The organism is Chromatiales bacterium, assembly GCA_014762505.1.
Lineage (GTDB): Bacteria > Pseudomonadota > Gammaproteobacteria > SpSt-1174 > SpSt-1174 > SpSt-1174.
This window is the reverse complement of sequence record JABURS010000043.1, coordinates 146,981-170,130: the sequence shown is the minus strand read 5'-3', so window position 1 is coordinate 170,130 and position 23,150 is coordinate 146,981. Positions and strand designations below refer to the sequence as shown.

The 23,150-nt window shown below is 67.4% G+C and carries 26 protein-coding genes; 12 read left to right on the top strand and 14 right to left on the bottom strand.

What is annotated here, in order from left to right; translation table 11 throughout:
* Window positions 1-62: 62 nt before the first annotated feature.
* On the top strand, window positions 63-1,253 hold the full coding sequence (locus HUJ28_12600; GenBank protein MBD3620302.1) for a hypothetical protein: 1,191 nt from the start codon (window positions 63-65) through the stop codon (window positions 1,251-1,253).
* 132 nt (window positions 1,254-1,385) lie between these two features.
* On the opposite strand, the gene HUJ28_12595 is transcribed toward HUJ28_12600, so the two are convergent.
* Window positions 1,386-1,604, bottom strand: a complete 219-nt coding sequence (locus HUJ28_12595) for a hypothetical protein (protein MBD3620301.1) — start codon at window positions 1,602-1,604, stop codon at window positions 1,386-1,388.
* 121 nt (window positions 1,605-1,725) lie between these two features.
* Between HUJ28_12595 and lexA the strand changes: the two genes are divergently transcribed.
* The 3 genes from lexA (at window position 1,726) to HUJ28_12580 (ending at window position 3,563) form a co-directional block, all read left to right on the top strand.
* The gene (gene lexA, locus HUJ28_12590; protein MBD3620300.1) at window positions 1,726-2,187 is read left to right on the top strand and encodes a repressor LexA; all 462 of its coding nucleotides are present in this window, start codon (window positions 1,726-1,728) and stop codon (window positions 2,185-2,187) included.
* A gap of 41 nt (window positions 2,188-2,228) precedes the next feature.
* A complete protein-coding gene (locus HUJ28_12585) occupies window positions 2,229-2,579 on the top strand; it encodes a hypothetical protein (protein ID MBD3620299.1) in 351 nt (116 codons plus the stop codon).
* 72 nt (window positions 2,580-2,651) lie between these two features.
* A complete protein-coding gene (locus HUJ28_12580; GenBank protein ID MBD3620298.1) occupies window positions 2,652-3,563 on the top strand; it encodes a LysR family transcriptional regulator in 912 nt (303 codons plus the stop codon).
* On the opposite strand, the gene HUJ28_12575 is transcribed toward HUJ28_12580, so the two are convergent.
* Together HUJ28_12575 and typA are read right to left on the bottom strand one after the other, a co-directional pair.
* On the bottom strand, window positions 3,529-4,668 hold the full coding sequence (locus HUJ28_12575) for a diguanylate cyclase (protein ID MBD3620297.1): 1,140 nt from the start codon (window positions 4,666-4,668) through the stop codon (window positions 3,529-3,531). The two genes, HUJ28_12580 and HUJ28_12575, sit on opposite strands and share 35 nt — an antisense overlap.
* A 190-nt stretch (window positions 4,669-4,858) precedes the next feature.
* Window positions 4,859-6,676: a translational GTPase TypA gene (typA, locus tag HUJ28_12570; protein ID MBD3620296.1), complete on the bottom strand. Its 1,818-nt coding sequence runs from the start codon at window positions 6,674-6,676 to the stop codon at window positions 4,859-4,861.
* A gap of 107 nt (window positions 6,677-6,783) precedes the next feature.
* Here typA and HUJ28_12565 point away from each other — a divergent pair, with 107 nt between their 5' ends.
* The 3 genes from HUJ28_12565 (at window position 6,784) to HUJ28_12555 (ending at window position 10,544) form a co-directional block, all read left to right on the top strand.
* Window positions 6,784-9,171: a mechanosensitive ion channel family protein gene (locus tag HUJ28_12565; GenBank protein ID MBD3620295.1), complete on the top strand. Its 2,388-nt coding sequence runs from the start codon at window positions 6,784-6,786 to the stop codon at window positions 9,169-9,171.
* A gap of 67 nt (window positions 9,172-9,238) precedes the next feature.
* On the top strand, window positions 9,239-9,643 hold the full coding sequence (locus tag HUJ28_12560) for a group II truncated hemoglobin (protein ID MBD3620294.1): 405 nt from the start codon (window positions 9,239-9,241) through the stop codon (window positions 9,641-9,643).
* A gap of 1 nt (window position 9,644) precedes the next feature.
* Entirely contained in the window at window positions 9,645-10,544 is a 900-nt protein-coding gene (locus tag HUJ28_12555) for a prenyltransferase (GenBank protein MBD3620293.1), read from the top strand.
* A gap of 26 nt (window positions 10,545-10,570) precedes the next feature.
* On the opposite strand, the gene HUJ28_12550 is transcribed toward HUJ28_12555, so the two are convergent.
* Window positions 10,571-11,278: a hemerythrin domain-containing protein gene (locus HUJ28_12550; protein MBD3620292.1), complete on the bottom strand. Its 708-nt coding sequence runs from the start codon at window positions 11,276-11,278 to the stop codon at window positions 10,571-10,573.
* 238 nt (window positions 11,279-11,516) lie between these two features.
* Between HUJ28_12550 and HUJ28_12545 the strand changes: the two genes are divergently transcribed.
* The 4 genes from HUJ28_12545 to HUJ28_12530 are packed head-to-tail and all read left to right on the top strand — an operon-like array spanning window position 11,517 to window position 13,582.
* Window positions 11,517-11,915 carry a hypothetical protein gene (locus tag HUJ28_12545; protein ID MBD3620291.1) on the top strand — a complete coding sequence of 133 codons (399 nt, stop codon included), beginning with the start codon at window positions 11,517-11,519 and terminating at the stop codon, window positions 11,913-11,915.
* 2 nt (window positions 11,916-11,917) lie between these two features.
* Window positions 11,918-12,370 carry a glycine cleavage system protein H gene (locus HUJ28_12540; protein MBD3620290.1) on the top strand — a complete coding sequence of 151 codons (453 nt, stop codon included), beginning with the start codon at window positions 11,918-11,920 and terminating at the stop codon, window positions 12,368-12,370.
* A gap of 16 nt (window positions 12,371-12,386) precedes the next feature.
* Complete coding sequence (locus tag HUJ28_12535) at window positions 12,387-13,088, top strand: thioredoxin family protein (protein ID MBD3620289.1); 702 nt, start codon at window positions 12,387-12,389, stop codon at window positions 13,086-13,088.
* Window positions 13,089-13,099: 11 nt separating this feature from the next.
* Window positions 13,100-13,582, top strand: coding sequence for a hypothetical protein (locus HUJ28_12530; GenBank protein ID MBD3620288.1), 483 nt, complete (start codon window positions 13,100-13,102; stop codon window positions 13,580-13,582).
* Window positions 13,583-13,604: 22 nt separating this feature from the next.
* Here the strand turns inward: HUJ28_12530 and HUJ28_12525 are convergent, their stop codons facing one another.
* The 3 genes from HUJ28_12525 to speA form a co-directional block, all read right to left on the bottom strand.
* Window positions 13,605-13,883 carry a YcgL domain-containing protein gene (locus HUJ28_12525; protein MBD3620287.1) on the bottom strand — a complete coding sequence of 93 codons (279 nt, stop codon included), beginning with the start codon at window positions 13,881-13,883 and terminating at the stop codon, window positions 13,605-13,607.
* Between the two features lie 98 nt (window positions 13,884-13,981).
* Window positions 13,982-14,821: a hypothetical protein gene (locus HUJ28_12520; GenBank protein ID MBD3620286.1), complete on the bottom strand. Its 840-nt coding sequence runs from the start codon at window positions 14,819-14,821 to the stop codon at window positions 13,982-13,984.
* Window positions 14,822-14,937: 116 nt separating this feature from the next.
* Window positions 14,938-16,821 carry a biosynthetic arginine decarboxylase gene (gene speA, locus HUJ28_12515; GenBank protein MBD3620285.1) on the bottom strand — a complete coding sequence of 628 codons (1,884 nt, stop codon included), beginning with the start codon at window positions 16,819-16,821 and terminating at the stop codon, window positions 14,938-14,940.
* Between the two features lie 95 nt (window positions 16,822-16,916).
* On the opposite strand from speA, the gene speE reads away from it, so the two are divergent.
* Complete coding sequence (speE, locus tag HUJ28_12510; protein ID MBD3620284.1) at window positions 16,917-17,774, top strand: polyamine aminopropyltransferase; 858 nt, start codon at window positions 16,917-16,919, stop codon at window positions 17,772-17,774.
* Between the two features lie 62 nt (window positions 17,775-17,836).
* Here the strand turns inward: speE and fetB are convergent, their stop codons facing one another.
* The 7 genes from fetB to ureE all read right to left on the bottom strand — a co-directional run bounded on the left by fetB (window position 17,837) and on the right by ureE (window position 23,148).
* Window positions 17,837-18,637: an iron export ABC transporter permease subunit FetB gene (fetB, locus tag HUJ28_12505; protein ID MBD3620283.1), complete on the bottom strand. Its 801-nt coding sequence runs from the start codon at window positions 18,635-18,637 to the stop codon at window positions 17,837-17,839.
* Window positions 18,638-18,650: 13 nt separating this feature from the next.
* A complete protein-coding gene (locus HUJ28_12500; protein ID MBD3620282.1) occupies window positions 18,651-19,241 on the bottom strand; it encodes an ATP-binding cassette domain-containing protein in 591 nt (196 codons plus the stop codon).
* A gap of 212 nt (window positions 19,242-19,453) precedes the next feature.
* Window positions 19,454-20,725 (bottom strand): ammonium transporter, encoded by a 1,272-nt coding sequence (locus HUJ28_12495; protein ID MBD3620281.1) that lies wholly within the window; start codon window positions 20,723-20,725, stop codon window positions 19,454-19,456.
* A gap of 29 nt (window positions 20,726-20,754) precedes the next feature.
* Window positions 20,755-21,093: a P-II family nitrogen regulator gene (gene glnK, locus HUJ28_12490; GenBank protein ID MBD3620280.1), complete on the bottom strand. Its 339-nt coding sequence runs from the start codon at window positions 21,091-21,093 to the stop codon at window positions 20,755-20,757.
* Between the two features lie 232 nt (window positions 21,094-21,325).
* Window positions 21,326-21,949 carry an urease accessory protein UreG gene (gene ureG / locus HUJ28_12485; protein MBD3620279.1) on the bottom strand — a complete coding sequence of 208 codons (624 nt, stop codon included), beginning with the start codon at window positions 21,947-21,949 and terminating at the stop codon, window positions 21,326-21,328.
* Between the two features lie 40 nt (window positions 21,950-21,989).
* Entirely contained in the window at window positions 21,990-22,673 is a 684-nt protein-coding gene (locus tag HUJ28_12480; protein MBD3620278.1) for an urease accessory protein UreF, read from the bottom strand.
* A complete protein-coding gene (ureE, locus tag HUJ28_12475; protein ID MBD3620277.1) occupies window positions 22,645-23,148 on the bottom strand; it encodes an urease accessory protein UreE in 504 nt (167 codons plus the stop codon). Before ureE ends, HUJ28_12480 begins: the two co-directional genes overlap by 29 nt.
* Window positions 23,149-23,150: the final 2 nt, after the last annotated feature.

The window sequence follows — 23,150 nt, the reverse complement described above, 5'->3', positions numbered from 1 at the left end:
TTGACAATGCATCCGGCCCTGTGAAGTAATTGGCCGTTGCGACAACGAGAATAAACGGCGCCATGTCAGACCTATTCAAGGACAAGCCGACGATCCCGTTCGAGGTCTTCAAGAAGCTGGCCTATACCCTGCCACCCGACGAGATTGCCAAGCTGCCCCCGGAAAAGCTTCCGGAGAACATCCCGATCGATTTCGTCGAGGATGCGCCGATCTATTCTCGGGCTGCGCTCGAGGGCCTGATCCTCTCCGCCAACTCCTACCATCTGCAGCAGCGCCTGGCCATGCAGGAAAAGCACGGCGAGGACGTCATCGAGGCACTGGACCGCGCCAAGGCCACCAAGCCCGGCGCCAACGTGCGCGTATTCCGCAACAAGCTCAAGGACCTCAAGGCCCTGCTCGAGCAGTACCAGTCCAGCCGCACCCAGCAGCAGCTCGACCTGCTGTCGAAGAACATCAAGCACATCAACGGCCTGCTCATGGACGTGCGCGCCGAGGTCACCGACATCCTGCGCTCCATGGAACTGCTGGGCGAGGCGATGCAGAACGCCCCCGAGGATGTCGCCACCTTCGAACCGGCCATCGGACGTCTGCGCAACAATGCCGAGATCGTCGAGCGCCTGCTTGCCGAGTACTACCTGCTGCGCCTGAGCATCCTCAACCAGGAGATGCAGACCAAGAACCACCAGGTTGTCGAACTCGAGGACGAGGCCCGCCGCCTGCAGAAGGACATCGACCTGCTGCGCGAGGAACTGGAACGTTCGCAGACCCTGTGGAAGCGTGCGCTGGCGCGCGGCAAGTCCAACACCGAGGGGGACGCCCTGCAGCAGCGCATCTCCGAGCTGGTCTCCGAGCAGAAGTCCAAGGAAGTGGCGATCAACGAGAACGACCTCACCCTGTGGCTGGACGCCATCGTCGACGCCAGCCTGCACCCCTACACCCGCGACCGCGTCATCAAGGTGCTGGCCGATGCCCGCGTGGCCCTCTACAACCTGCTGAACAAATACTGCGTCAACCAGGAGATGTCGGCCCTGCAGATCGCCCGCAACCCCTTCCTGCAGATCGACGCCAAGCAGGCCATCCGCTTCATGCTCATGTCCGAGCAGTTCATCCTCGATTACTTCGCCAAGAAGCGTAACCAGAACACCGCCTGGATCAGCGACATCGCCGAGGTGAAGATGGAAGACCTCGACGCCCTGGAAAAGGAGATCCTCCAGGAGCTCAAGCGCAGCAGCCGCTTCAAGAAGAAGATATAGGGCTGGCGCACCGCCGTTGCAGGGGCCGTCTTCCAATTGATGGCACAGGACGAACGTTCGTAGGAGCGCTGCAAGGCGCGATATGCCGGAATCAGGCGACTGATCGCGCCTTGCAGCGCTCCTACCCTCTATCTAAATACCCTTCAGCTTCACCCCGCCGTGCAGCCAGGCCGCCCACTGCGCGTGCAGGGACACATCCACGCCTTCGGCCGTGGCGGCCTGCTGCAGGTGGCGCTGCAGGTCCTCCAGCAGCTCGGAGTCCATCAGTTCGGGATTGGCCGGCAGGGCCTCGTGCAGCAGGCCGTAGATGCGCTTGAGTTCGTCGAGCGGGTAGTCGGAAAGGGGCTTCATGGGTGGCTCCGGGGCTGTCGATTTCGAGAGGCGACTTTAACAAGCACGGCTAACTGCTTGCAAAATCATGGGTTTTGATTAAGATCGACCCATCGACCGAACCTGTCACGAGGGGTACATCATGTCCAATGTCGCCTACCTGCTGCCCAAACACCAGCGCCCGGTGTGGCCGGCGGAGCTCGAGGACCTGGGCATGGCGCTCGACGCCCTCACCGAGATCCCCCTGCTCGGCACCGTCACCGCCGGCCTGCCCATCGATCTCTGCGAACAGCAGGAGCGCATCGCCGTCCCCTCCGACCTGGTGCGCCGCAACACCTACGCCCTGCGCGTGCGCGGCCACTCGATGATCGACGACAACATCGAGGACGGCGACATCATCGTGGTGGAAAAGCGCGAGAGCGCGGAGAACGGCCAGACCGTGGTGGCCATGATCAACGGCGAGCAGGTCACGCTGAAGAAGTTCTACGTGGAGCGCGACGGCATCCGCCTGCAGCCGGCCAACCCGGAGATGGAGCCCATCATCCTGAAGAACGAGGACATCCAGATCCTCGGCATCGTCACCGGTGTGATCCGCCGGAAATAGCCGATTTTCCCGCCGCCTCCAGCGGCGGGGCATGTCCCCCGATGTACAAACGCAAGGCCCGCATCCTGTTCGTGGACAGGCACGCACCGGCCGCCGCGCTGGCGGCACGCCTGGCCAACGAGCTCGGCGCCGACTGGCTCGAGGGGCGTCATGCCACCCCCGCCTCGGCAGCAGGGCACATGCCCTGGGCGGACCTGCTCGTCCATTTCGACCCCGACCTGCCCATGCAGCTGGCAACACCGCCGAAGACCCTGCGCCTCAAGCACTGGCCGCTCGCGGCCGACCCGGCGCAGCCGGATACGACACTGGCGGCGGAACTGCGCGAACGCATCCGCGGCATGGTCGGTGGGATGCGCATGCTGGCCCGGCTGTCACCGGAAGACGACGACTGATCGGGCCGGCCCTCGCGAGCCGGCAACGATTGGCGCTATAGTGGCGCCGTCGCAGTACAACGATGGAACACCATGACGACACCAAGGATCACGCTCGATCAATGGCAGGCACTGCAGGCACTGGCCGATCACGGCAGTTTCGCCGCCGCCGCCCAGGATCTCGAACTCAGTGACTCGGTCCTGCGCTTCGCCCTGCACAAGCTGGAGGACAAGCTCCAGCTCAAGCTGCTGGAACAGGCCGAGGATGGCCGGGTACAGGTGACCGAGGCGGGCAACATCCTGCTCGACCGCTCGCGCCAGCTGATGGAAGAGGCCCTGAGGCTGGAGACACTGGCGCGCGACCTGCGAGAGCAGGACGACACCCAGATCAACCTGGTGGTGGATACCGGCTTTCCCACCAGCCTGCTGCTGGAGGCCCTGCGCCGCTTCGACGAGGCACGCACGGCGGCCCGCATCAACCTGCGCGAGGTCGCCCCGCTGGGGGTGCAGCGTGCGCTGCGCGCCGGCGAGGCCGACCTCGCCCTGGGCAGCGAGATCCCCGAAGGCTTCAAGGGCCAGCCCGTCACCACCATCGAATACATCGCGGTGGCCCAGCCCAACCATCCCCTGCACGACATCAAGCGCAAGCTGCTGCCCAAGGACCTCGCCCGTCACCTGCAGATCATCGTGCAGGGCGCGAGCGGCCAGTTCCAGAGCAGCGGCGCCTGGGTGCGTTCAGAACGTCAGTGGACGGTGGCCACGCTGCATACGGCGCTCACCCTGGTGAAGGCGGGACTGGGGTTCAGCTGGCTGCCGGCCCACCTGGTGAAACACGCCATCGACCACGGCGAGATCAAGCCGCTCAGGCTGCAGGCCGGCGGCAGTTATCACGTGTCGATGTTCCTGGTGGTACGGGATGCGATGGCCTGCGGACCGGCGGCGGCGAAGCTCGCCGGTATCCTGCAACAGATCAGTGCTGATCCGAAACAATCCGCTCGCGCATGATGTGATCGATGCGCTCGCGCAGCATCATCAGACTGCCGTCGATACCGAGACGCAGCTCGTGGTTGGCGAACTGCAGCAGGGGATAGACCTTGTCCACCAGCAGGTGGGTCTGCTCGGCCAGCTTGCCGGTCTCGCCCGACTTCAGCAGCACCAGGGCCTCTTCCACCGACAGCAGGTTCTTCGGCCGCGGTAACTGCCCCGTGCCGCCGCCACCGGCCGCCACCGGCTCCTCGAAGATCAGCTTGTTGCCGCCGCTGGCCATGGCCTTGTTGAGCCGCGTCTCGGCCACCTTCAGCATCTCGTCGAAATCGAGGTCGGCCGACAGCGTCGGCGAGACCAGGCCCGCACTCATGGTCATGCGGAAACGGGTGTTGCCGATGCGGTAACCCGTCTTCTGCATGAGCTGGTGGATGCGATTGGCGATCTTGCGTGCGGTGTGCTCGTCGGCACCCGGCATGAGCACGCCGAACTGTGCGAGCCCGATGCGGGCCACGGTGTCCTCCTGGCGTACCGAGTTGGCGATGATCCGGGCCACGTTGACCAGGATCTTCTCGGCGATCTCGCGCCCCTTCTTCTTGAACAGCACGTCGTACTTGTCCACCGACATGCGCAGGATGGACAGGGGCTTGTCGTGGCGCAGGGCGAAGGAGATGAGCTCGGAGCCGTGCTGCTTGAAGTAGAGCTTGTTGGCCAGACGCGTGAGCGGGTCGATGGTCGACTGCGTCTCGATGATGTTGCGCGCGTCTTCCAGCTTGCGCGTGGTCTCGTCGAACTTGACGCTGGCCCGGGCACGGGCCTTGAGCTGCATGGCGTCGAAGGGCTTGGTGATGAAGTCGGTGGCGCCGAGCATCATCGCCTGGCGATGCATGCGCTCATCGTCGTTGTGCCCGGTGATGATGACCACCGGCAGCTGGTTGATGCGACTGTGGATGGATTCGCGGATCTGGCGCAGCAGCTCGAAGCCGTTCATCTTCGGCATCACCAGGTCCGAGAACACGGCCTGGATGTCCTGATCCTCGGCGATGCGCTTCCAGGCCTCCTTGCCGTCCTCGGCCTCGATCACGTCGAAGTCCTGCACCAGCAGGCGGCGCATGGCGCGCCGCATCGTCTTGGAATCGTCGACGATGAGGATGCGCTGCTTCTTGATCTCGACCTGTGCGTCGGCCTCCCTCCGGCCTCCCCCGTTTCTGCTGCGCGATGCCCCATGCCGGGGCGTCAACCTAGCAGCATGTTAGCACCCGTGAGCGGGGTTGGGGAGGCACGCCCCGGAACCCCGTCACAGATGCAGGATGGCCCTACTTGGGCTGGCGCGAGGCGCGCTTGCGGTCGTTCTCGGAGAGCATTTTCTTGCGCAGGCGGATGTGGTTGGGGGTCACCTCCACCAGCTCATCGTCGTCGATGAACTCCAGCGCCTGCTCCAGGCTCATGCGGATCGGCGGCGTGAGGATCAGGTTCTCGTCGGTGCCAGCGGCGCGGATGTTGGTGAGCTGCTTGGCCTTGAGCGGGTTCACCACCAGGTCGTTGTCGCGCGAGTGGATGCCGATCACCATGCCCTCGTACACCTCTTCCCCGGGGCCGATGAACAGGCGGCCACGGTCCTGCAGGTTGAACAGGGCATAGGCCAGGACCTTGCCCGGACCGTTGGCGATGAGCACGCCGTTGATGCGGTTGCCGAAGCTGCCCTTCTTCACCGGACCGTAATGGTCGAACACGGAGTAGATGAGACCGGTGCCCTGGGTGGCGGTCATGAACTCGGTACGGAAGCCGATCAGGCCGCGCGAGGGGATGATGTAGTCCAGGCGCACGCGCCCCTGGCCGTCCGGCACCATGTTCTTGAGGTCACCACCGCGGGTGCCGAGCTTTTCCATCACGCCGCCCTGGTGGTTCTCCTCCACGTCCACGGTGAGCTGCTCGTAGGGCTCCTCGCGCACGCCATCCACCTCGCGCAGGATGACTTCGGGGCGCGACACGCCCAGCTCGTAACCCTCGCGGCGCATGTTCTCGATGAGTACGGACAGGTGCAGCTCGCCACGACCGGAGACGCGGAACTTGTCCGGGTCGTCGGCCTGCTCGACGCGCAGCGCCACGTTGTGCAGCAGCTCGCGCTCCAGGCGCTCCTTGATCTGGCGACTGGTGATGAACTTGCCGTCCTTGCCGGCAAACGGCGAGGTGTTGACCTGGAAGGTCATGCTCACGGTCGGCTCGTCGACGGTCATCGGCGCCAGGGCCTCGACCGCGCCCGGATCACAGAGGGTATCGGAGATGAACAGCTCCTCGATGCCCGTGAAGGCGATGATGTCGCCGGCGGTGGCCTCCTGCACCTCGATGCGGTCCAGGCCGAGGAAGCCGAAGATCTGCAGCATGCGGCCGTTGCGGCGCTTGCCGTCACGGTCGACGATGGCCACCGAGGTGTTCGGCTTGATGCGGCCGCGGGTGATGCGGCCGATACCGATCACGCCCACGTAGCTGTTGTAGTCGAGCTGCGAGACCTGCATCTGGAACGGGCCCTCGATGTCGACCTGCGGCGGATGCACCTTGTCGACGATGGCCTGGAACAGGGGCGTCATGTCGCCCTCGCGCACGGTCTCGTCGAGACCGGCGTAGCCGTTCAGGCCCGAGGCGTAGATGACGGGGAAGTCGAGCTGCTCGTCGGTCGCCCCCAGGCGGTCGAACAGGTCGAAGGTCTGGTCCAGCACCCAGTCCGGGCGCGCGCCCGGGCGGTCGATCTTGTTGATGACCACGATGGGCTTGAGGCCGCGGCCCAGCGCCTTCTGCGTGACGAAGCGGGTCTGCGGCATGGGGCCGTCCACCGCGTCCACCAGCAGCAGCACCGAGTCGACCATCGACAGCACGCGCTCCACCTCGCCGCCGAAGTCGGCGTGTCCGGGGGTGTCGACGATGTTGATGTGGTAGTCACCCCAGTTGATGGCCGTGTTCTTGGCCAGGATGGTGATGCCGCGCTCCTTCTCCAGGGCATTGGAGTCCATCGCGCGCTCTTCGAGCTGGGTGCGCTCGTCGAGGGTCTGCGACTGTTTCAGGAGCTGGTCTACCAGGGTGGTCTTGCCATGGTCGACGTGGGCGATGATGGCGATATTGCGGAGATTTTCGATCACGGGACGTTCCGGGGGGCGTAGAATGAAGGTCGCGTATTATACTTGATCGGCGGCGTCAACGCCTGAAAAATCACGACGACAACAAGAAAAAAACGGGACAGCCCACCATGCGCTCCACCACCCACCCGGCCGACAGGCGGCAGCTTCACCCCCGGGGATACCGGCCGCTGCTCTGGCTGCTGATCCTCGCCCTGCTGGGGCCGCTGGCCGCCCTGGCGCAGGAGCCCGCCACGCCGGAATGGACGCGCGAGGCCACCCGCAGCCTGGAAGCGATCGAAAAGCGCCTGCTGCCGGTCGACCCGGAGACGGCCGATGCCAAGGCCATCGGCGACGCCCTGCGTGAGGTCAGCGCCCTGCGTGCCCAGGCGCAGGAGTGCGTGACCATGGCCGAGGAGGGCATCCAGCAGATCGACACCACCCTCGAGTCACTGGGGGAGGCCAGCAAGGGCGAGTCGGCCGAGGTGGCACGCGAGCGCCGTGAACTCGCCCAGCAGCGGAGCGCCCACGAGCAGACGCTCTCCAGCTGCCGGCTGCTGGGCGTGCAGGCCCAGCGCCTCGCCGATGCCCTGTCCCAGGGCCAGCAGAGCCTGCTGGCCCGCCGCCTGCTCGCGCAGGGACCCGACGCCTGGGCCGTGATCCGGGCCAATCTCGCCCAACCGGGCCAGTGGCTCACCTCCTTCATGCAGCTGCTCACGCTGGAGGCGGACCGGGGGCTGCCCAACGCGCGCCAGTGGCTGCTGGCCCTGGCCCTGTTGGTCCTGGGCGCCCTGGCTGGCCTCGGCCTGCGCCGGCTGCTGTTCCGCGGCAATGCCTCGCCCCATGCCCGCGAAGGCATCGCCGCCCACTTTGCCCTGGCGCTGGGCGTGCAGGTCCGGCGCGACCTGCCACGCTGGCTGGCCCTGGCCCTGCCGGCCGGCTTCCTGCTCATCATCCTGCCGACCTCGCCCCCGCCCTTCGTGACCGCGGCCGCGGTGGGCCTTGCATTGTTCGCGCTGCTGCTGTCGCTGATCGGCCTGCTGCTGACCCCCCGCAAACCGGCGATCGACTGGCTCATGCATCCCGCCGGGACGGCCCGTGCCCTGGGTCGCCGCCTCAAGGTGATGGCCGCCCTGGGCCTGATCGGCTACCTGCTGTTCGTCACCAGCCTGCGCCAGGCCCTCACCCCGGACCTCTACCTGCTCGCACGCGGCATCTTCGTCACCGTGCTCATCCTCAACCTGGTGGACATCGTCTGGATCGTGCGCCGCGCGAGCTGGAGCGTGCTCGGCCGCCTGCCCCGCCTGGCACTGATGCTGGCCCTGCTCGGCGTACTGCTGGCCGAATACCTGGGCTATCGCAACCTCGCCGGCTACCTGCTCGGCGGCATCATGGGCAGCCTCTTCGCCATCGCGCTGGCCGTGCTCGCCAGCGTCCTGCTCACCGATCTCTACAACGGCATCGACGAGGGCCGGCTGGGCTGGCAACGCCGCCTGCGTGCCCGCCTGGGCCTGAAGGAACACGAGCTCGTGCCCGGCCTCACCTGGCTGCGCCTGTTCTCGCTGGTGGTGATCTGGGGCCTCCTCGTCATCTGGCTCACCGCCATCTGGGGCTTCTCACAGCAGGGGCAGAGCCTGCTCATCCCCTACCTGCTCAACGGCTTCACCGTCGGCTCGCTCACCATCGTGCCCACCTACCTGCTCGGCGGGCTGCTGGCCTTCGCCCTGCTGCTGAACCTCTCCCGCTACGTCAAGCAGAGACTGATCCCGCGCTGGCTCCGGCACACACGCATGGACCAGGGGGCGCGCGAGGCCGTGGCGGCGGTCACCGGCTACACGGGCATCGCCGTGGCGGCACTCATCGCCCTGTCCATCGCCGGCTTCGAGATGCAGAACCTGGCCATCATCGCCGGCGCCCTGTCGGTGGGCATCGGCTTCGGCCTGCAGAACATCGTCAACAACTTCGTCTCCGGCCTGATCCTGCTGTTCGAGCGCCCCATCCGCCGCGGCGACTGGATCGTCGCCGGCAACACCGAGGGCTTCGTCAAGAGCATCAACATCCGCTCCACCCAGATCGAGACCTTCGACCACGCCGACGTGATCGTGCCCAACTCCGAGCTCATCTCCCAACAGGTGACCAACTGGATGCTGGCCGACCGGTATGGCCGCGTGGTGGTGCCGGTGGGCGTATCCTACGACTCCGACCCGGAGCAGGTGCGCGACATCCTGCTCAAGATCGCCGAGGCACACCCGCTGATCCTGAAGGACCACCACACGCTGCCGGGACCCAACGTCCTGTTCCGGCAGTTCGGCGACAGTTCGCTCAATTTCGAGCTGCGCTTCTTCATCACCCAGGTGGACCAGCGCCTGAACACCATCAGCCAGATCAACTTCGAGATCTTCCGCGCCTTCCGGCGCGAGGGCATCGAGATCCCCTTCCCGCAGCGCGACCTGCACCTGCGCAGCTGGCCGGGACGCGAGGGCGGGGCCGACAACCCCACCCTGCCGCCGCCGTCCTGACCCCGGTTGTTGGCGGCCGTCCGGGGCGCTGGGTATAGTGGGCACACCCGGAAACACGGACAGCCCCATGACCCAGCAAAGCGCCCCTGACCAGGAACCGACCCCCTACGAGCGCCTCGGCGGTGACGCCGCCGTGCGCCGCCTCGTGGACCGCTTCTACGAGCTGATGGACACCCTGCCCGAGACGTACGAGATCCGGCGCCTGCACCCGCAGGACCTGTCGGGTTCGGCCGACAAGCTCTACAAGTTCCTCTCCGGCTGGCTGGGTGGTCCGCCGCTGTACTGGGACGAATACGGCCACCCCATGCTGCGCCGCCGACATCTGCCCTTCCCCATCGGCGAGGCCGAGCGCGACCAGTGGCTGCTGTGCATGAACCAGGCGCTGGACGAGCAGGTGGCGGACGCCGGGCTGCGCGAGGCCCTCAAGCGCGCCTTCTTCGGCACCGCCGACCACATGCGCAACCGCGGCTGACGTGACCACCCCCGCCCGCGCCCTGCCGGGGCTGGCCCGCGCGCCCTTCCTCTTGCTGGCCCTGGTGGCCTGGGCCATCGGCGCGGCCGCCGCCTGCTGGCTGCCCGGCACCGTGCATGGCGGCCACGCCCTGCTCGCCCTGCTGGCGGCGGTGCTCGCCCACACGGCGGTCAACAGCCTCAACGAGTACCACGACTTTCGCAGCGGGCTGGACCTGCACACCACCCGCACCCCCTTCAGCGGGGGCAGCGGGGTGCTCCCCCGCCAGCCGCAGTGGGCCCCGCTGGCCCTGGGCCTGGGCCTGGTCACGCTGCTCGCCAGCGGCCTCATTGGCCTCTATCTCCTGCAGGCCGGCGGGCCGGCCGCCCTGGTGCTGGGCCTGATCGGCGTGGCGCTGGTCGTCACCTACACCCCCTGGCTCAACCGCAACCCCTGGCTCTGCCTGCTGGCCCCCGGGATCGGCTTCGGCCCGGTGATCGTCGCCGGCACCGGCGTGGTGCTCACCGGCGGGCTGGACCCGCGCCTGCTCGTCGCCTCGCTGCCCATGCTGTTCCTCGCCAGCAACCTGTTGCTGCTGAACCAGCTGCCGGACCGGGAGGCGGATGCCGGCGCGGGCCGGCGCCACCTGCCCATCGTCATCGGGGCCCGGGGGAGCCTGTACGTGTTCGGGGGATTCCTGCTGGCGGCCTATGCGAGCCTGCTGCTCGGCTGGGCGGGCGGGCTGTTGCCGGTCGGTGCGCTGGCAGGACTTGCCACCCTGCCGCTGGGGATCGTGGTGTGGCGCGGGGCCTGGCGCCACCACGCGGATGTCGCGCGGCTGACGCCGGTGCTGGGACAGAACGTGCTGCTGGTACTGGGTACCGGCGGCCTGCTGGCCGCCGGGCTGTTTCTCTCGGCCTGATTCTCTCGGCCTGAGACCGCCGGGCCTCAGCGCACCTCGCCGATGGTCTCGCGGGCGATGCGGAAGAGCTCGTCCTCCTCGCCCTCCAGGTTCTTCACCAGCCGCTTCCAGTGCGGGAAGAGGTTCTCCTCCTCGCGATACTCGTGCTTGGCGAGCTGCCCGGAGAGCATGGCGAAGAAGGGCGCCAGCATGCCGGCATCACCCAGGCCCTCGTCGATCAGTTCCTCCATCATCACCGTCTGCTCCAGGATCTGTTCGTGCTCGCGCACCATGATGGAGGTCGGGTCGTCGCCCGCCGGGCTGCGCGGCAGGTCGAAGCGCGGTGCGAGGATCTCGTCCTCCAGGCTCAGGTGCCGGCGCAGGGCGGCGGCGTACTCGCGAAAATACGGCAGTGCCTCCTCGATCCTGTTGGCGTTGGCCAAGTGCAGGGCATTGGCAAAGAGCTTGTCGATGCGCAGGTGGTCGCGGGTCAGCAGGTCGATGAGGTCGGCGGCGTCCACGTCGTCGCGGCGCTTCACGCTCACCGTCCACACCGGCGGCCCGGCCTCCGTCACCTCCCAGTGGATGCCCCGGCGCAGCTGGATCTCCAGGCTCTTCATCAGGACCGAGGGCTCCTCGGCGAGCCGCAGGGTGGCGTCTTCGCCATGGCGCAGTTCACGCAGCGCGTAGAAGGCGTAGCTGTGGGGGGCCATCCCCAGGTCGTCGGCGGTCAGATCGATCAGGCGTGTGGACATCGGCAAACCTCGAATCGGGAATACGTCGGGCAGGGCCAGCACCATACCACCGGCAGGGTACCGGTGAAACGCGGGCATTAATCCCGATCCGCTCCCATCGCGCAAGTAACCCCGGCAAGCTCGTGGACTTGTGCGGGTTGCAGCCCGGATAAAAGATGCACATGATATACATCAAAGAAACACATGACCCCCAGCTGCTACGGTATAAACCGACACCACAGAAAAATCCGGATCACGCATGCACAAGCGCAACCGCCTCTTCATCACCCTGGCCCTGGTCTACGCCCTGATCGGCGGCCTGATCTCGCTCTCCTGGCTGGCCTGGCCGGGGCTCATCCCCGGCAACGTGCCGCGCCTGCACGGCCACGTGATGCTGCTGGGCTTCATGGCCATGATGATCTACGGCGTGGGCCTGCACGTGCTGCCGCGCTTCTCCGGCCGGCCCCTGTTCTCCGAGCGCATGGCCAACGGGCAGCTGTGGGTGAGCAATGCCGGCCTGTGGTTGATGGCCGCGGGCTGGATCGTGCTGGACAACCGCCTGGTGGGGGTCGGCGGGCTGCTGAGCTGGATCGGCATCGGCATGTTCGCCGGCAACATCCTGCTCACCGTGCGTCACTACGGACCGAAGGGGGCATGACCATGAGCAAGACCGAATACCGCGGCTGCGAGCTGCCGGACGACCTGCTCTATGATCTGGACTACGTCTGGGCGCGGCCGGAGGACGACGGCACCTTCACCCTGGGCATCACCGACCCCGCACAGACCATGGCCGGACGCGTGCAGTACTTCCGCTTCCGCAAGGAGGGCTCGCACCGCGAGGCGGGCAAGCCGGTGGCGCGGCTGGAATCCGGCAAGTGGGCCGGCGGCATCCCCACCCCCTTCGACGGCACCATCGTGCGCATCAACCCGGCGGTGGAAAAGGACCCGGGGCTGGTGAACGTCGCCCCCTACAGCGATGCCTGGCTGGTGGTGATGAAGCCCGACGATCCGCAGCAGGCCTACGCGCGCCTGACCACCGGCCCCGAGGCCATGGACGCCCTGCGCGCCTGGATCGACCGCTACGACCTGCAGTGCATGCGCTGCGCGGACTGAGACGGAGGAGCGAGCGATGAAGGTCGAACTGGTGGTCTCCGAGTGGTGCCAGACCTGCCACCAGGCCGAGAAGGTCTGGCGCGGCATCGCCGAGAAGAAGGCCATCGACTTCGCGGTGGTGGACATGGGACAGCCGGAGGGACGCGAGCTCGCCACGCGGCTGCGCATCCGCTCCATCCCCGCCATCGTGCTGGACGGCGAGCTGGTGCAGATCGGTGTGCACCCGGAGGGCGAGTGCCTGAAGCTGGTGGCAGGCGCCCCGGACCGCCAGGCCGGCGGTGCGCGCCACGTGGGCCTCGGTCTCAGCCCGACCAGTCGCGCCGCCATCCTGGCCGCCATGGTCTACCTCTTCATCGCCGGCGGCTTCCTGCCCTTCGGCGGGCTGTTCGGCGAGGGCAGTGCACGGCCGCTGCCGCTGCACCTGTTCACGGTCGGCTTCATGACCTTCCTGGTCTACGGCCTGGCCGAACACATGCTGCCCCGCTTCACCGGCAACCCCATCCGCGGCGGGGCCTGGAGCCTCGGTCAGCAGGGGCTGGCGCACCTCGGGCTGTGGCTGCTGCTGACCGGGTTCGGCCTCGGCCAGCAGGGCCTGTCCGTGACCGGCGCCGTGCTGCTCTGGCTCTCCCTGCTCGTCTTCACCCTGCGACTGTGGCCGGTGCTGTGGCACCGCCGCGGCGGAGACGACAAGACCATCCCCATCCACAACGAAACCTGACAGGACACCCCATGCCGCGCATCTCCCCTTTGTTGCTCGCCGCCTGCCTGGCCCTTGCACCCCTCGCACAGGCCGAAACGGCAGAGGAAGGACAGGGCGTCGTCGACCCCGACCAGCGCGAGGTCATCGCCATGGACCCGGCCGGGCGCGACCTGGTGCTCACCGAGATGCGGATGTTCCTGGAAGGGGTACAGCAGATCACGGCGGGACTGGCCGCCGAGGACATCGACACCGCCATCACGGCGGCCCGCCGGCTCGGCCTGGGCATGGCCCAGGATGTGCCGCCGGCGGTGAGGCAGCAGTTGCCGATGGCGTTCCGTCAGCTCGGCCGCGCCACCCACGCCGACTTCGACCAGATCGCCCTGGACCTGGAGACCCTGGGCGATACGCAGCATGCCCTGCGCCAGCTCGGCGACACGCTCAACAAGTGCGTCGCCTGCCACGCCACCTGGCGTATCGAGCTGGTGGACACGCGCCGCGGCCTGCGGCCCTGAATCGACCCGGTGACCGGGACGCTCAGCTGTTGACGAGGCGGGCCAGCAGTTCCTCGGCCGTGGGCTGGCCGGGGGCGGGCGGCATCTGCAGATGGAAACCCTGCTGTTCGAGGTTCTCCCGCACCTTCGCCGGATCTTCCTGGGCGAGCCGGCGCCCGGGCGTGAGCTCGAACTCCAGTGCGAAGACCGGGGTGCCGAAGAGCTTGAGCAGCCCCTCGGGCAGCCCGTCGAAGACGTCCTTTTCCGGCAGATAGAGATAGGTATCGGCCCGCAGCGTGCTGCGGTAGACATAGACTTGCATGTGGCTGGACCCGAAGCGGTTGATCAGAGGCCGGGCATTCTAGCGCGAATCGCCCGGCCTGTCGGGCCCCGGCCTGTCGGTCGCAGGGACGCCGCCCGTTACTCGCTGGGCGCCGGCGGCGGCAGCACCACCGGGGCGGAGACCGGTTCGGCGGGCGCCGGGGCCGGCTCGGCGGCCGGGGAGGCCTCCTCGGGTGCCGGGGGCGGCGGTGGCGGGGTGCAGTCCAGCGAGGCCGGCACCGGCCCGCGTTCGCGCTCGTAGACCTCGATGCGTTCGAGCTCGCTGTAGCGGTACTCGAAATTCACGATGCCGCCCTGCACGAACTGCTCGATGCTCAGCGAGATGTCACCCGCCGCGGCGAGCCGCCCTTCCACCACCTTGCCGTCCTTCGTCTTCAGGCGCAGCGGCTTGGCCTCGCGCCCCGGCAGGTCGGCCGGGCAAACGGGGTACCACAGACGCTTGACCGTCTCGACGGGGATGGACTGCACGTCCTCCGGCGGCAGCGGCTGGATCTCGAAGCCCTCGATGAAATCGGAGCGCTCCAGCACCGACTCGCTGGTATCGATGCCGGCGGCCTCGACCTCGGCCTTATTCGGGGCCTCGACCTCGCCCTTCGCCTTGACCGGCATCCTGATCTCCGGCACCTCGACGCCGACCTCGCCCCCGACCCGCTTGGCCGTCTGGCTCACGGCCTCGTCGGCCCCGCCGTAGAAGGCCACGGCCACGGCCAGGGCACCGGCCACCAGCAGCAGGAAGCCGTTGCGGGTCTTGTTCTCGGTCCAGGCGGAGGCGACATAGTAGAAGTTGACCACCGGGACCAGGCCGATCAGGCCCATGATCAGGCCGCGCCGGTAGGCCGAGGAGGCGATCATGAGATTGCCCAGCACGAAGACGGCGATGCCCGCCCAGGCGACGATATTGACCAGCGTGTCGTTCATTCCCCATCCCTTTGTATTGCACGCCCGATGAAATCCGGCGAATGACCCAACGGTAATACCAGAATCATGCCACGCACACCACCCTTCAGGGATGAAGCTGTGCGGTCCTGCACCCCTCAGTCCTCGAGATAGGTGTATCCCTCGAGACCGGCCTTGAGCTCTTCCACCAGCAGCTGGCGCTTGTCGGCATCGATGGCGAGCGCATCGACCTTGTCCTTCAGCGCTGCCAGCAGGGCGTCGGTGTCGAAGTGCACGTAGCGCAGCAGCTCGTCGACGGTATCGCCGTACTCGGGCTCCACCAGGCGGTAGCCGTCATCGGTGAGTGCCACGTTGATCGAGTCGGTATCACCGAACAGGTTGTGCAGGTCGCCCAGGATCTCCTGGTAGGCGCCCACCAGGAAGATGCCGATGAGGTAGTCCTCCTCCGGCCCCACGGCATGCAGCGGCAGGGTGGGCTCGATGCCGTCGTCCTCCACGTAGCGGTCGATGCGTCCGTCCGAGTCGCAGGTCAGGTCCTGCAGCACGGCGCGCCGCGTGGGCCGCTGTTCCAGCCGGTTGAGCGGCATGATGGGGAAGATCTGCTCGATGGCCCACACGTCCGGGATGGACTGGAACACGGAGAAATTGCAGAAGTACTTGTCGGCCAGCTTCTCGTTGAGCTCGTCGCGGATCTCGCGCTGCACCCGGCTCTGCCCCTCCATGCCCTCGAGCAGGCGGCGGCAGATGGCGAAATAGAGCTCCTCGGCGCGTGCCCGCTGCTCCAGCGTGAACACGCCATGGGCATACATGGACTGCGCCTCGGTGAGCCAGTGGGCCGCGTCGTGGTAGACCTCGGTGGGCGAGACGCCCCCGGCATTCTCGTACAGCGCCCACAGGTCCTGCAGGATGGCCGGTTCGCCCGACTCGGTCGGCGGGGCAGGCTCGTCCATGCCCAGGCGCTCGATGTCCGTGACATTGGTGATGAGCACGGCATGGTGCGCCGTCATGGCGCGGCCGGACTCGGTGAAGACCTCGGGATGCGGCAGGCCGTGTTCCTCGCAGGTCTCGTGCAGGGTGCGCACGATGTTGCGCGCGTATTCCTGCACGCTGTAGTTCATGGAGCAGTAGTGGCGCGAACGCGTGCCCTCGTAGTCGATGCCGAGCCCGCCGCCCACGTCCACCACGCGGATGTCGGCGCCCAGGCGGCGCAGCTCCTGGTAGAAGCGTGCGGCCTCGCGCATGCCGCGCTGGATGTCGCGGATGTTGGCGATCTGCGAGCCCATGTGAAAGTGCAGCAGGCCCATGCAGTCCAGCATGTCCTCCTCGCGCAGGCGGTGCAGCAGGCGCAGGGCCTGGGCGGCGGAGAGCCCGAACTTGGCCTTCTCGCCCCCCGTGTTCTGCCACTTGCCGGCGCCGATGGAGGCCAGGCGCACGCGCATGCCCAGCAGGGGGCGCACGCCCAGGTCGCGCGCCTCCTGGATGACGAGTTCGAGCTCGGAGGGCTTTTCCACCACGATGTAGATGCGCTGGCCGAGCAGGCGGCCGAGCAGCGCCAGGCGCAGGTACTCGCGGTCCTTGTAGCCGTTGCAGACGATCACGCCGCCGGGACGCGCCAGCGCCAGCACCGCCAGGAGCTCCGGCTTGCTGCCCGCCTCCAGGCCCACGCGGCTGCCGCCGTGGGCGAGGATCTGCGCCACCACGCTGCGCTGCTGGTTGACCTTGATGGGATAGACGGCGGTGTAGCCGCCCCGGTAGTCCACCTCGTCCATGGCCTGGTCGAAGGCGCTGCACAGTGTGTCGACACGGTCGTGCAGCACGTCCTCGAAGCGCACCAGGGCCGGCAGGCGCAGCCCCTGTTCTTCGCGTAGCTCGCCGGCCAGGCGGTAGAGGTCCACCGCGGGGGCGGCGTCGCGCCGTGCACGCATGGCCACGTGACCCGCCTCGTTGACGGTGAAATAGCCACCGCTCCAGTTGTCGATGCCGTAGAGCTGCCGGGACCTGTCGAGTGTCCAGTCTGTCATCTGCCTGACCTTGAGATTGGGGCGACGGTGGCCCGCCGCCGGGATGTCGTGCGTATAATACCGTTTTTGCCCACCGCCATAGGGGAGCGTTTCGCATGTCTCTGGATGATCGCTGGTTCACCGAAATCCACGCCGCCGAGGGTTCGGCGTTTTCGCTGAAGATCAAGGCGAAACTGCACGAGGAACAGACGCCCTTCCAGAAGATCGAGATCTATGACACCGAGACCTACGGCAAGCTCATGATCATCGATGGCTGCACCATGGTCTCGACCTACGACAATTTCCTCTACCACGAGATGATGAGCCACCCGGTGCTGTTCAGCCACCCGAACCCGAAGCGCGTGGTCATCATCGGCGGTGGCGACTGCGGCACCCTGCGCGAGGTGCTCAAGCACCCGGGCATCGAGTCGGCCGTGCAGGTGGACATCGACGAACGCGTCACGCGCCTCTCCGAACAGTACTTCCCCGAGCTCTGCGAGTCCAACGGCGACCCGCGCGCCACGCTGCTGTGGGATGACGGCATCAAGTACGTGAAGGACCTGGCGCCCGGCTCGGTGGACGTGGTCATCGTCGACAGCACCGACCCGGTGGGTCCGGCCGAGGGCCTGTTCTCACGCCCCTTCTTCGAGGACGTGCACCGGGCGCTGGCGCCAAACGGCCTGGTGGTGCAGCAGAGCGAGTCGCCGCTGTATCACACCGACCGCATCATCCGGCCCATGCACGACATGATGCGCGCGGCGGGCTTTCTCGACGTCATGACCATCACCTTCCCGCAGCCGCTGTACCCGAGCGGCTGGTGGAGCGCCACCCTGGCCTGCAAGGACATGCCGGTGATGTTCAGCCGCGAGGAGCAGGCCGAGGAGCTGCCGTTTGCCACCGAGTACTACAACGCCGCGGTGCACCGCGCCGCCTGCGCGACGCCGAACTTCATGCTGAAGAAGCTGATGGGCTGAGGCCGTCCCCTCGCCAGACGAAAAGGCCCCGGGCGACCGGGGCCTTTTTCATGCCGGCCCGGTCAGGCCCGCGCCTGCAGGCGGTCCAGCCGCAGCCGCTGGCGCTCGTCGAACAGGCGCCGCGAGGCCAGCCACAGGGCCGCCAGCACGCCGAAGCCCGTGCCCACCGCGATCAGGAACAGGATCATGATCTGGTACTTCACCGCCTCCACCGGCGGCGCACCGGCCAGGATCTGGCCGGTCATCATCCCGGGCAGGCTCACCACGCCCGAGGCCGCCATGGCATTGATGATGGGCGTGAGCCCGGCCCGTGCGGCGTCCCTGCGCGGCTCGGCAATCGCCTGCGCCCAGGTCACCCCCGTCAGCAGCCGTCCCTCGATCTCGCGGCGCTGCCGCCAGGCCGCGTCGGTCAGCCGCTCCATGGCCACCGCGATGCCGGTCATGGTGTTGCCGAGGATCATGCCGAGCAGCGGGATGGCGTACTGCGGCTCGTACCAGGGCGTGGGCGCGACGATCACCAGGAGCGCCAGCAGGGTCACGCTGAAGGAGGAGACGAACATGGACACCGCGCCCACGCCGTAGCCCCAGACCCCGGCGAAGCGCCGCTTCTGCCGCGCCAGCACCTCGTAACCGGCCATGGCCAGCATGAACAGGCCGATCAGCGCCACCCAGCCCCAGTGGCCCACGTCGAAGACGAACTTCAGCACCAGGCCGACCAGCAGCAGCTGCACCGTGGCGCGTACGGCCGCCACCAGCAGGCTGCGCGCCTGCCCCAGCCCGAGGACGAGATTGGTCACGGCCAGGACCACGACCAGGGCCGCGGCGATGCCGAGCTCGACGACGGAGAGCTGTTCCATGTTCATGACGCGACCCCGCTCATGCCGCCTGGCCCTCGCCGCGGGCATCGAGCACCAGCACCTGGTCGGCCATGCGCCGCACCTCCGCCGGGTCGTGGCTCACCCACAGCGCACAGGCGCCGTGTTCCTTGAGATAGGTGCGCACCAGCGCCTCCACGCGCGCCGCGTTGTCGTCGTCCAGATTGGCGGTGGGCTCATCCAGCAGCAGCACGCGCGGCCGGTTGGCGAGCACCCGCAGCAGCGCCAGTCGCTGGCGCTCGCCACTGGACAGACGCGTGACCTCCCAGTCCATCACCCCCGGGCGGAAGCCCAGCGCCGCGACATCCACCGCCGCGGGCTCGGCGAAGTGCGCACCCACGGTCTCGTGCCACCAGGCCGCCTCGGCCGGCAGCAGACCCACCGCCCGCCGCCAGGCCGTCACCGGCATGGCCCGCCGCTCGACGCCCTCCAGCCACACCTCGCCCTCGCTGGGATCGAGATCCGCCAGCGCCCGCAACAGCTGCGACTTGCCCGCCCCCGACGGCCCGCGCAGCACCAGGCACTCGCCCGCCGCGACCGCGAAGCTCACGGGGCCGAAGAGGGCGGTCTTCAGATCGATGGCCTTGAACATGTGGTGCAGCGGTGGCTCGTGGAGTGAGAAGAGGCCAACGGTAGCGGGTTGGGGTCGGGGGATGCAACTGGGTGGTCCGTTGTCCGACATTCGTCATCCCCTTGCTTGCGCCCTACGCCTTTACAACGGACAACGAACCACGGACAACGAACCAAAAAGAAGACGGGCCCCGAAGGGCCCGTCTGTGCTGACTACCTTGGTCAAGGCAGATGTTACTTCTTGCTGCCGGTGAACTCCGGGTAGGCTTCCATACCGCATTCGGAGAAGTCGGCACCGGCGTACTCGTCTTCCTCGGAGATGCGCAGACCCATGATCATCTTGATGATGAACCAGACGATCAGGGAGGCCACGAACACCCAGATGAAGATGGTGAGCGCACCGAGGATCTGGCCGCCGAAGGAGGCACCGTCGTTGGTGAGCGGCACCAGCAGCAGGCCGAGCAGACCCACCACACCGTGCACCGAGATCGCACCGACCGGATCGTCGATCTTGAGCTTGTCCAGGGCGATGATGGAGAACACCACGATGGTACCCGCGACGGCACCGAAGACGGAGGCCAGCAGCGGGGTGGGCGTGGAGGGCTCGGCGGTGATCGCCACCAGACCGGCCAGGGCGCCGTTCAGCGTCATGGTGAGGTCGGCCTTGCCGAACATCAGGCGGGCGACGATCAGGGCGGCGACGGCACCGGCGGCGGCAGCGGCGTTGGTGTTGAGGAACACCATGGCCACGGCGTTGGCGGAGGCGATGTCACCCAGCTTCAGCACGGAACCGCCGTTGAAGCCGAACCAGCCCATCCACAGGATGAAGGTACCCAGGGTCGCCAGCGGCAGGTTGGCACCGGGGATGGCGTGGATCTCGCCGTTCGGGCCGTACTTGCCTTTACGGGCGCCCAGCAGCAGCACACCGGCCAGGGCGGCGGCCGCACCGGCCATGTGCACGATGCCGGAACCGGCGAAGTCGGAGAAGCCGGCGTCACCCAGGTTGAACATGCCGAACACGTCATTGCCACCCCAGGTCCAGCCGCCTTCCATCGGATAGATGAAGCCGGTCATGACCACCGCGAACAGCAGGAAGGCCCAGAGCTTCATGCGCTCGGCCACCGCACCGGAGATGATGGACATGGCCGTGGCGACGAACACCACCTGGAAGAAGAAGTCCGAGGCGCCGGAGTAGACCGAGTCGCCGTCGAAGCCGGCCTCGGCCGAGGCGGCCAGGGTATCCGCGACGTAGCTGTCGCCGACCACCGCGCTGGAGACGAACCAGCCGCCGTCATACATGATGTCGTAACCAACGATCAGGTACATGATGCAGGCGATGGAGTACAGCGCGACGTTCTTGGTGAGGATCTCGGTCGTGCTCTTGGAGCGGACCAGACCGGATTCGAGCATGGCGAAGCCGGCGGCCATCCACATGACCAGGGCGCCCGATACCAGGAAGTAGAAGGTATCGAGTGCGTATTGCAGTTCGAAGATTTGGTTTTCCACGTTAGATTCCTCCGCTAACCAGAGTTCGTTTACAGCGCATCGGGGCCGGATTCGCCCGTGCGGATGCGAATGGCCTGCTCAAGCGGATAGACGAAGATCTTGCCGTCGCCGATCTTGCCGGTATTGGCCGACTTGGTGATGGCCTCGATGACCTGATCGACCAGGCCGTCGTCGATCGCCACTTCCAGCTTCACCTTCGGCAGGAAGTCCACGACATACTCGGCGCCGCGATACAGTTCGGTGTGACCCTTCTGACGGCCAAAGCCCTTTACCTCGGTCACGGTGATGCCCTGCACACCGATCTCGGAGAGGGATTCGCGCACATCATCGAGCTTGAAGGGCTTAATGATTGCAGTTACTAGCTTCATGGGTTGGTTCTCCTGTGCACACATTGCGTAAGCCGTCGTCCCGGCTGTCTGCTTGGCCCGGAACACCTGAACGGGTTAAGCGTCATGGGAGAAATTGCAGGATGCGTGCCATGTGTGATTCACGCTGCAAAATGGCCCGCGATGCGGTGATCAGGGGGCGTTTTGCCCAAGCGCGGTGCGCGATGCCGGCGCATGCACCGTACGCGCGCACCAGACTGGTGCGCGTCTGCCCTCAGGCGGCGCGACGCGGCAGCACGCCCTGTTCGATGATGAAATCGATGATGGCCGGCAGTCCCTGGCCGTCGCGCACGTTGGCGAAGACGAAGGGTTTGTCGCCGCGCATGCGGCGCGCATCGCGGTCCATCACCTCCAGCGAGGCCCCGACATGGGGCGCGAGCTCGGTCTTGTTGATCACCAGCAGGTCGGAGCGGGTGATGCCGGGCCCGCCCTTGCGCGGGATCTTGTCGCCGGCGCAGACGTCGATGACGTAGATGGTGAGATCGGAGAGCTCGGGACTGAAGGTGGCGCTCAGGTTGTCGCCGCCGCTCTCGATGAAGACCACGTCGAGGCCGGCGAAGCGCCGGTTGAGTTCGGCCACGGCGGCGAGGTTGATGGAGGCATCCTCGCGGATGGCCGTGTGCGGACAGCCGCCGGTCTCCACGCCGATGATGCGCCCTTCCTCCAGTGCGCCGTGGTGCTGCAGGAACCGGGCGTCCTCCTGGGTGTAGATGTCGTTGGTGACCACGGCGATCTGGTAATGATCGCGCATGGCCTTGCACAGGGCCTCGACCAGTGCCGTCTTGCCCGAGCCCACCGGTCCGCCGATGCCCACGCGCAGTGCCTTGTCCGGGTTCATGTCTCGCTCCGTTGTCCGTGTCTGATCATGCGCCTGCCGGTCAGGACCGGAACAGGCGGGTGTATTGCGTCTCGTGCAGGGAGCTGGCCAGGGCCACGCCGGGGGCCGAGGCGCCGATGGCCTCGTCCTCGATGGTCAGGCCGCGCGTCACGGCCGCGCCGATGTCCCCGCTCAGGGCCAGCAGCAGGCGCTGCCCGTCGGTCTGGCCCAGGGGCACGAGCTTGACCGCCGCCGCCACCTGGTTCTCGCACCAGGCCCAGAGCAGCCCTTCGGCCGCCGCGCGTGCCTCGATGCCCCAGTGCACGGCTGCCAGTGCGAAGGCCAGGGCAAAGGTCGGCGCGGGCGTATCGGGTGCTGCCGCCGGCCGGATATCGAGGTCCACGAGCAGGCGCAGCAACGCCGCCCCCAGCTGCGCATCCTCGGCGCGCAGCTCGGCGGTCTCGCGACTGGCGCGCAGCAGGGCGTCCCAGCGGCGCTGGCCGGGCGCGTCCCCCGCGGCGCAGGCGGCGTGCAGACGCAGGAACACGGGCACGTCGAGCCGCGCCTGCACCTCGCGCAGCTGCACGCCGATCCAGTCCTGCACGGCCTCACGCGTCCTCACCCAGCCGGCGTCGATGGCGTATTCCAGCCCGCCGGAATAGGCATAGGCGCCCACCGGCAGCGCGGGACTGATCAGCTGCCAGAGGCGCAGCTGGCTAGTGCTCGTGGGCGTGTCCATGTTCATGCTGTGTCGCGTGATGCCCGCCGTGGTGATGACTGTGGTGATGACCGTGACCACCGGCGTAGGCGCCGGCCTCGGGCTCGAAGGGGGCCTGTTCGAAACGCACCAGGAGACCGAGCGCGGCGACCATGTCGTCCAGCACGTGATCGTGCTGGTAGCGCAGCCAGCCGTCGCCGACCTCCAGCGGCATGTGCCGGTTGCCCAGGTGATAGGCCGCGCGTGCCAGCAGACGTGCATCGTCGGCCGCCACCGTGGAGACCGCCTCGTCGGCGGCACGCACGCTCACGAGCCGGCCGTCCGCCGCGCGCAGCACGTCACCCCCGCGCAGCACCGTGCCGCGCGGCAGCTGCACGGCCACCTCGCTGCCATCGTCGAGCGTGGCGCGAAAGCGGCTCTTCTGCCGCTGGTCGAAGGGCAGGGTCAGGGTGAGCGCAGGGGTCTCGTCCGGTGTCTCGATGCGTTCGTGGATGTGCAGCATGG

Coding starts and splice junctions, on each gene's coding strand:
- HUJ28_12600 (MBD3620302.1), top strand. CDS start 63: ATGTCAGACCTATTCAAGGACAAGCCGACGATCCCGTTCGAGGTCTTC.
- HUJ28_12595 (MBD3620301.1), bottom strand. CDS start 1,604: ATGAAGCCCCTTTCCGACTACCCGCTCGACGAACTCAAGCGCATCTAC.
- lexA (MBD3620300.1), top strand. CDS start 1,726: ATGTCCAATGTCGCCTACCTGCTGCCCAAACACCAGCGCCCGGTGTGG.
- HUJ28_12585 (MBD3620299.1), top strand. CDS start 2,229: ATGTACAAACGCAAGGCCCGCATCCTGTTCGTGGACAGGCACGCACCG.
- HUJ28_12580 (MBD3620298.1), top strand. CDS start 2,652: ATGACGACACCAAGGATCACGCTCGATCAATGGCAGGCACTGCAGGCA.
- HUJ28_12575 (MBD3620297.1), bottom strand. CDS start 4,668: ATGCGGCGCGCCATGCGCCGCCTGCTGGTGCAGGACTTCGACGTGATC.
- HUJ28_12565 (MBD3620295.1), top strand. CDS start 6,784: ATGCGCTCCACCACCCACCCGGCCGACAGGCGGCAGCTTCACCCCCGG.
- HUJ28_12560 (MBD3620294.1), top strand. CDS start 9,239: ATGACCCAGCAAAGCGCCCCTGACCAGGAACCGACCCCCTACGAGCGC.
- HUJ28_12550 (MBD3620292.1), bottom strand. CDS start 11,278: ATGTCCACACGCCTGATCGATCTGACCGCCGACGACCTGGGGATGGCC.
- HUJ28_12545 (MBD3620291.1), top strand. CDS start 11,517: ATGCACAAGCGCAACCGCCTCTTCATCACCCTGGCCCTGGTCTACGCC.
- HUJ28_12540 (MBD3620290.1), top strand. CDS start 11,918: ATGAGCAAGACCGAATACCGCGGCTGCGAGCTGCCGGACGACCTGCTC.
- HUJ28_12535 (MBD3620289.1), top strand. CDS start 12,387: ATGAAGGTCGAACTGGTGGTCTCCGAGTGGTGCCAGACCTGCCACCAG.
- HUJ28_12530 (MBD3620288.1), top strand. CDS start 13,100: ATGCCGCGCATCTCCCCTTTGTTGCTCGCCGCCTGCCTGGCCCTTGCA.
- HUJ28_12525 (MBD3620287.1), bottom strand. CDS start 13,883: ATGCAAGTCTATGTCTACCGCAGCACGCTGCGGGCCGATACCTATCTC.
- HUJ28_12520 (MBD3620286.1), bottom strand. CDS start 14,821: ATGAACGACACGCTGGTCAATATCGTCGCCTGGGCGGGCATCGCCGTC.
- speA (MBD3620285.1), bottom strand. CDS start 16,821: ATGACAGACTGGACACTCGACAGGTCCCGGCAGCTCTACGGCATCGAC.
- speE (MBD3620284.1), top strand. CDS start 16,917: ATGTCTCTGGATGATCGCTGGTTCACCGAAATCCACGCCGCCGAGGGT.
- fetB (MBD3620283.1), bottom strand. CDS start 18,637: ATGAACATGGAACAGCTCTCCGTCGTCGAGCTCGGCATCGCCGCGGCC.
- HUJ28_12500 (MBD3620282.1), bottom strand. CDS start 19,241: ATGTTCAAGGCCATCGATCTGAAGACCGCCCTCTTCGGCCCCGTGAGC.
- glnK (MBD3620280.1), bottom strand. CDS start 21,093: ATGAAGCTAGTAACTGCAATCATTAAGCCCTTCAAGCTCGATGATGTG.
- ureG (MBD3620279.1), bottom strand. CDS start 21,949: ATGAACCCGGACAAGGCACTGCGCGTGGGCATCGGCGGACCGGTGGGC.
- HUJ28_12480 (MBD3620278.1), bottom strand. CDS start 22,673: ATGAACATGGACACGCCCACGAGCACTAGCCAGCTGCGCCTCTGGCAG.
- ureE (MBD3620277.1), bottom strand. CDS start 23,148: ATGCTGCACATCCACGAACGCATCGAGACACCGGACGAGACCCCTGCG.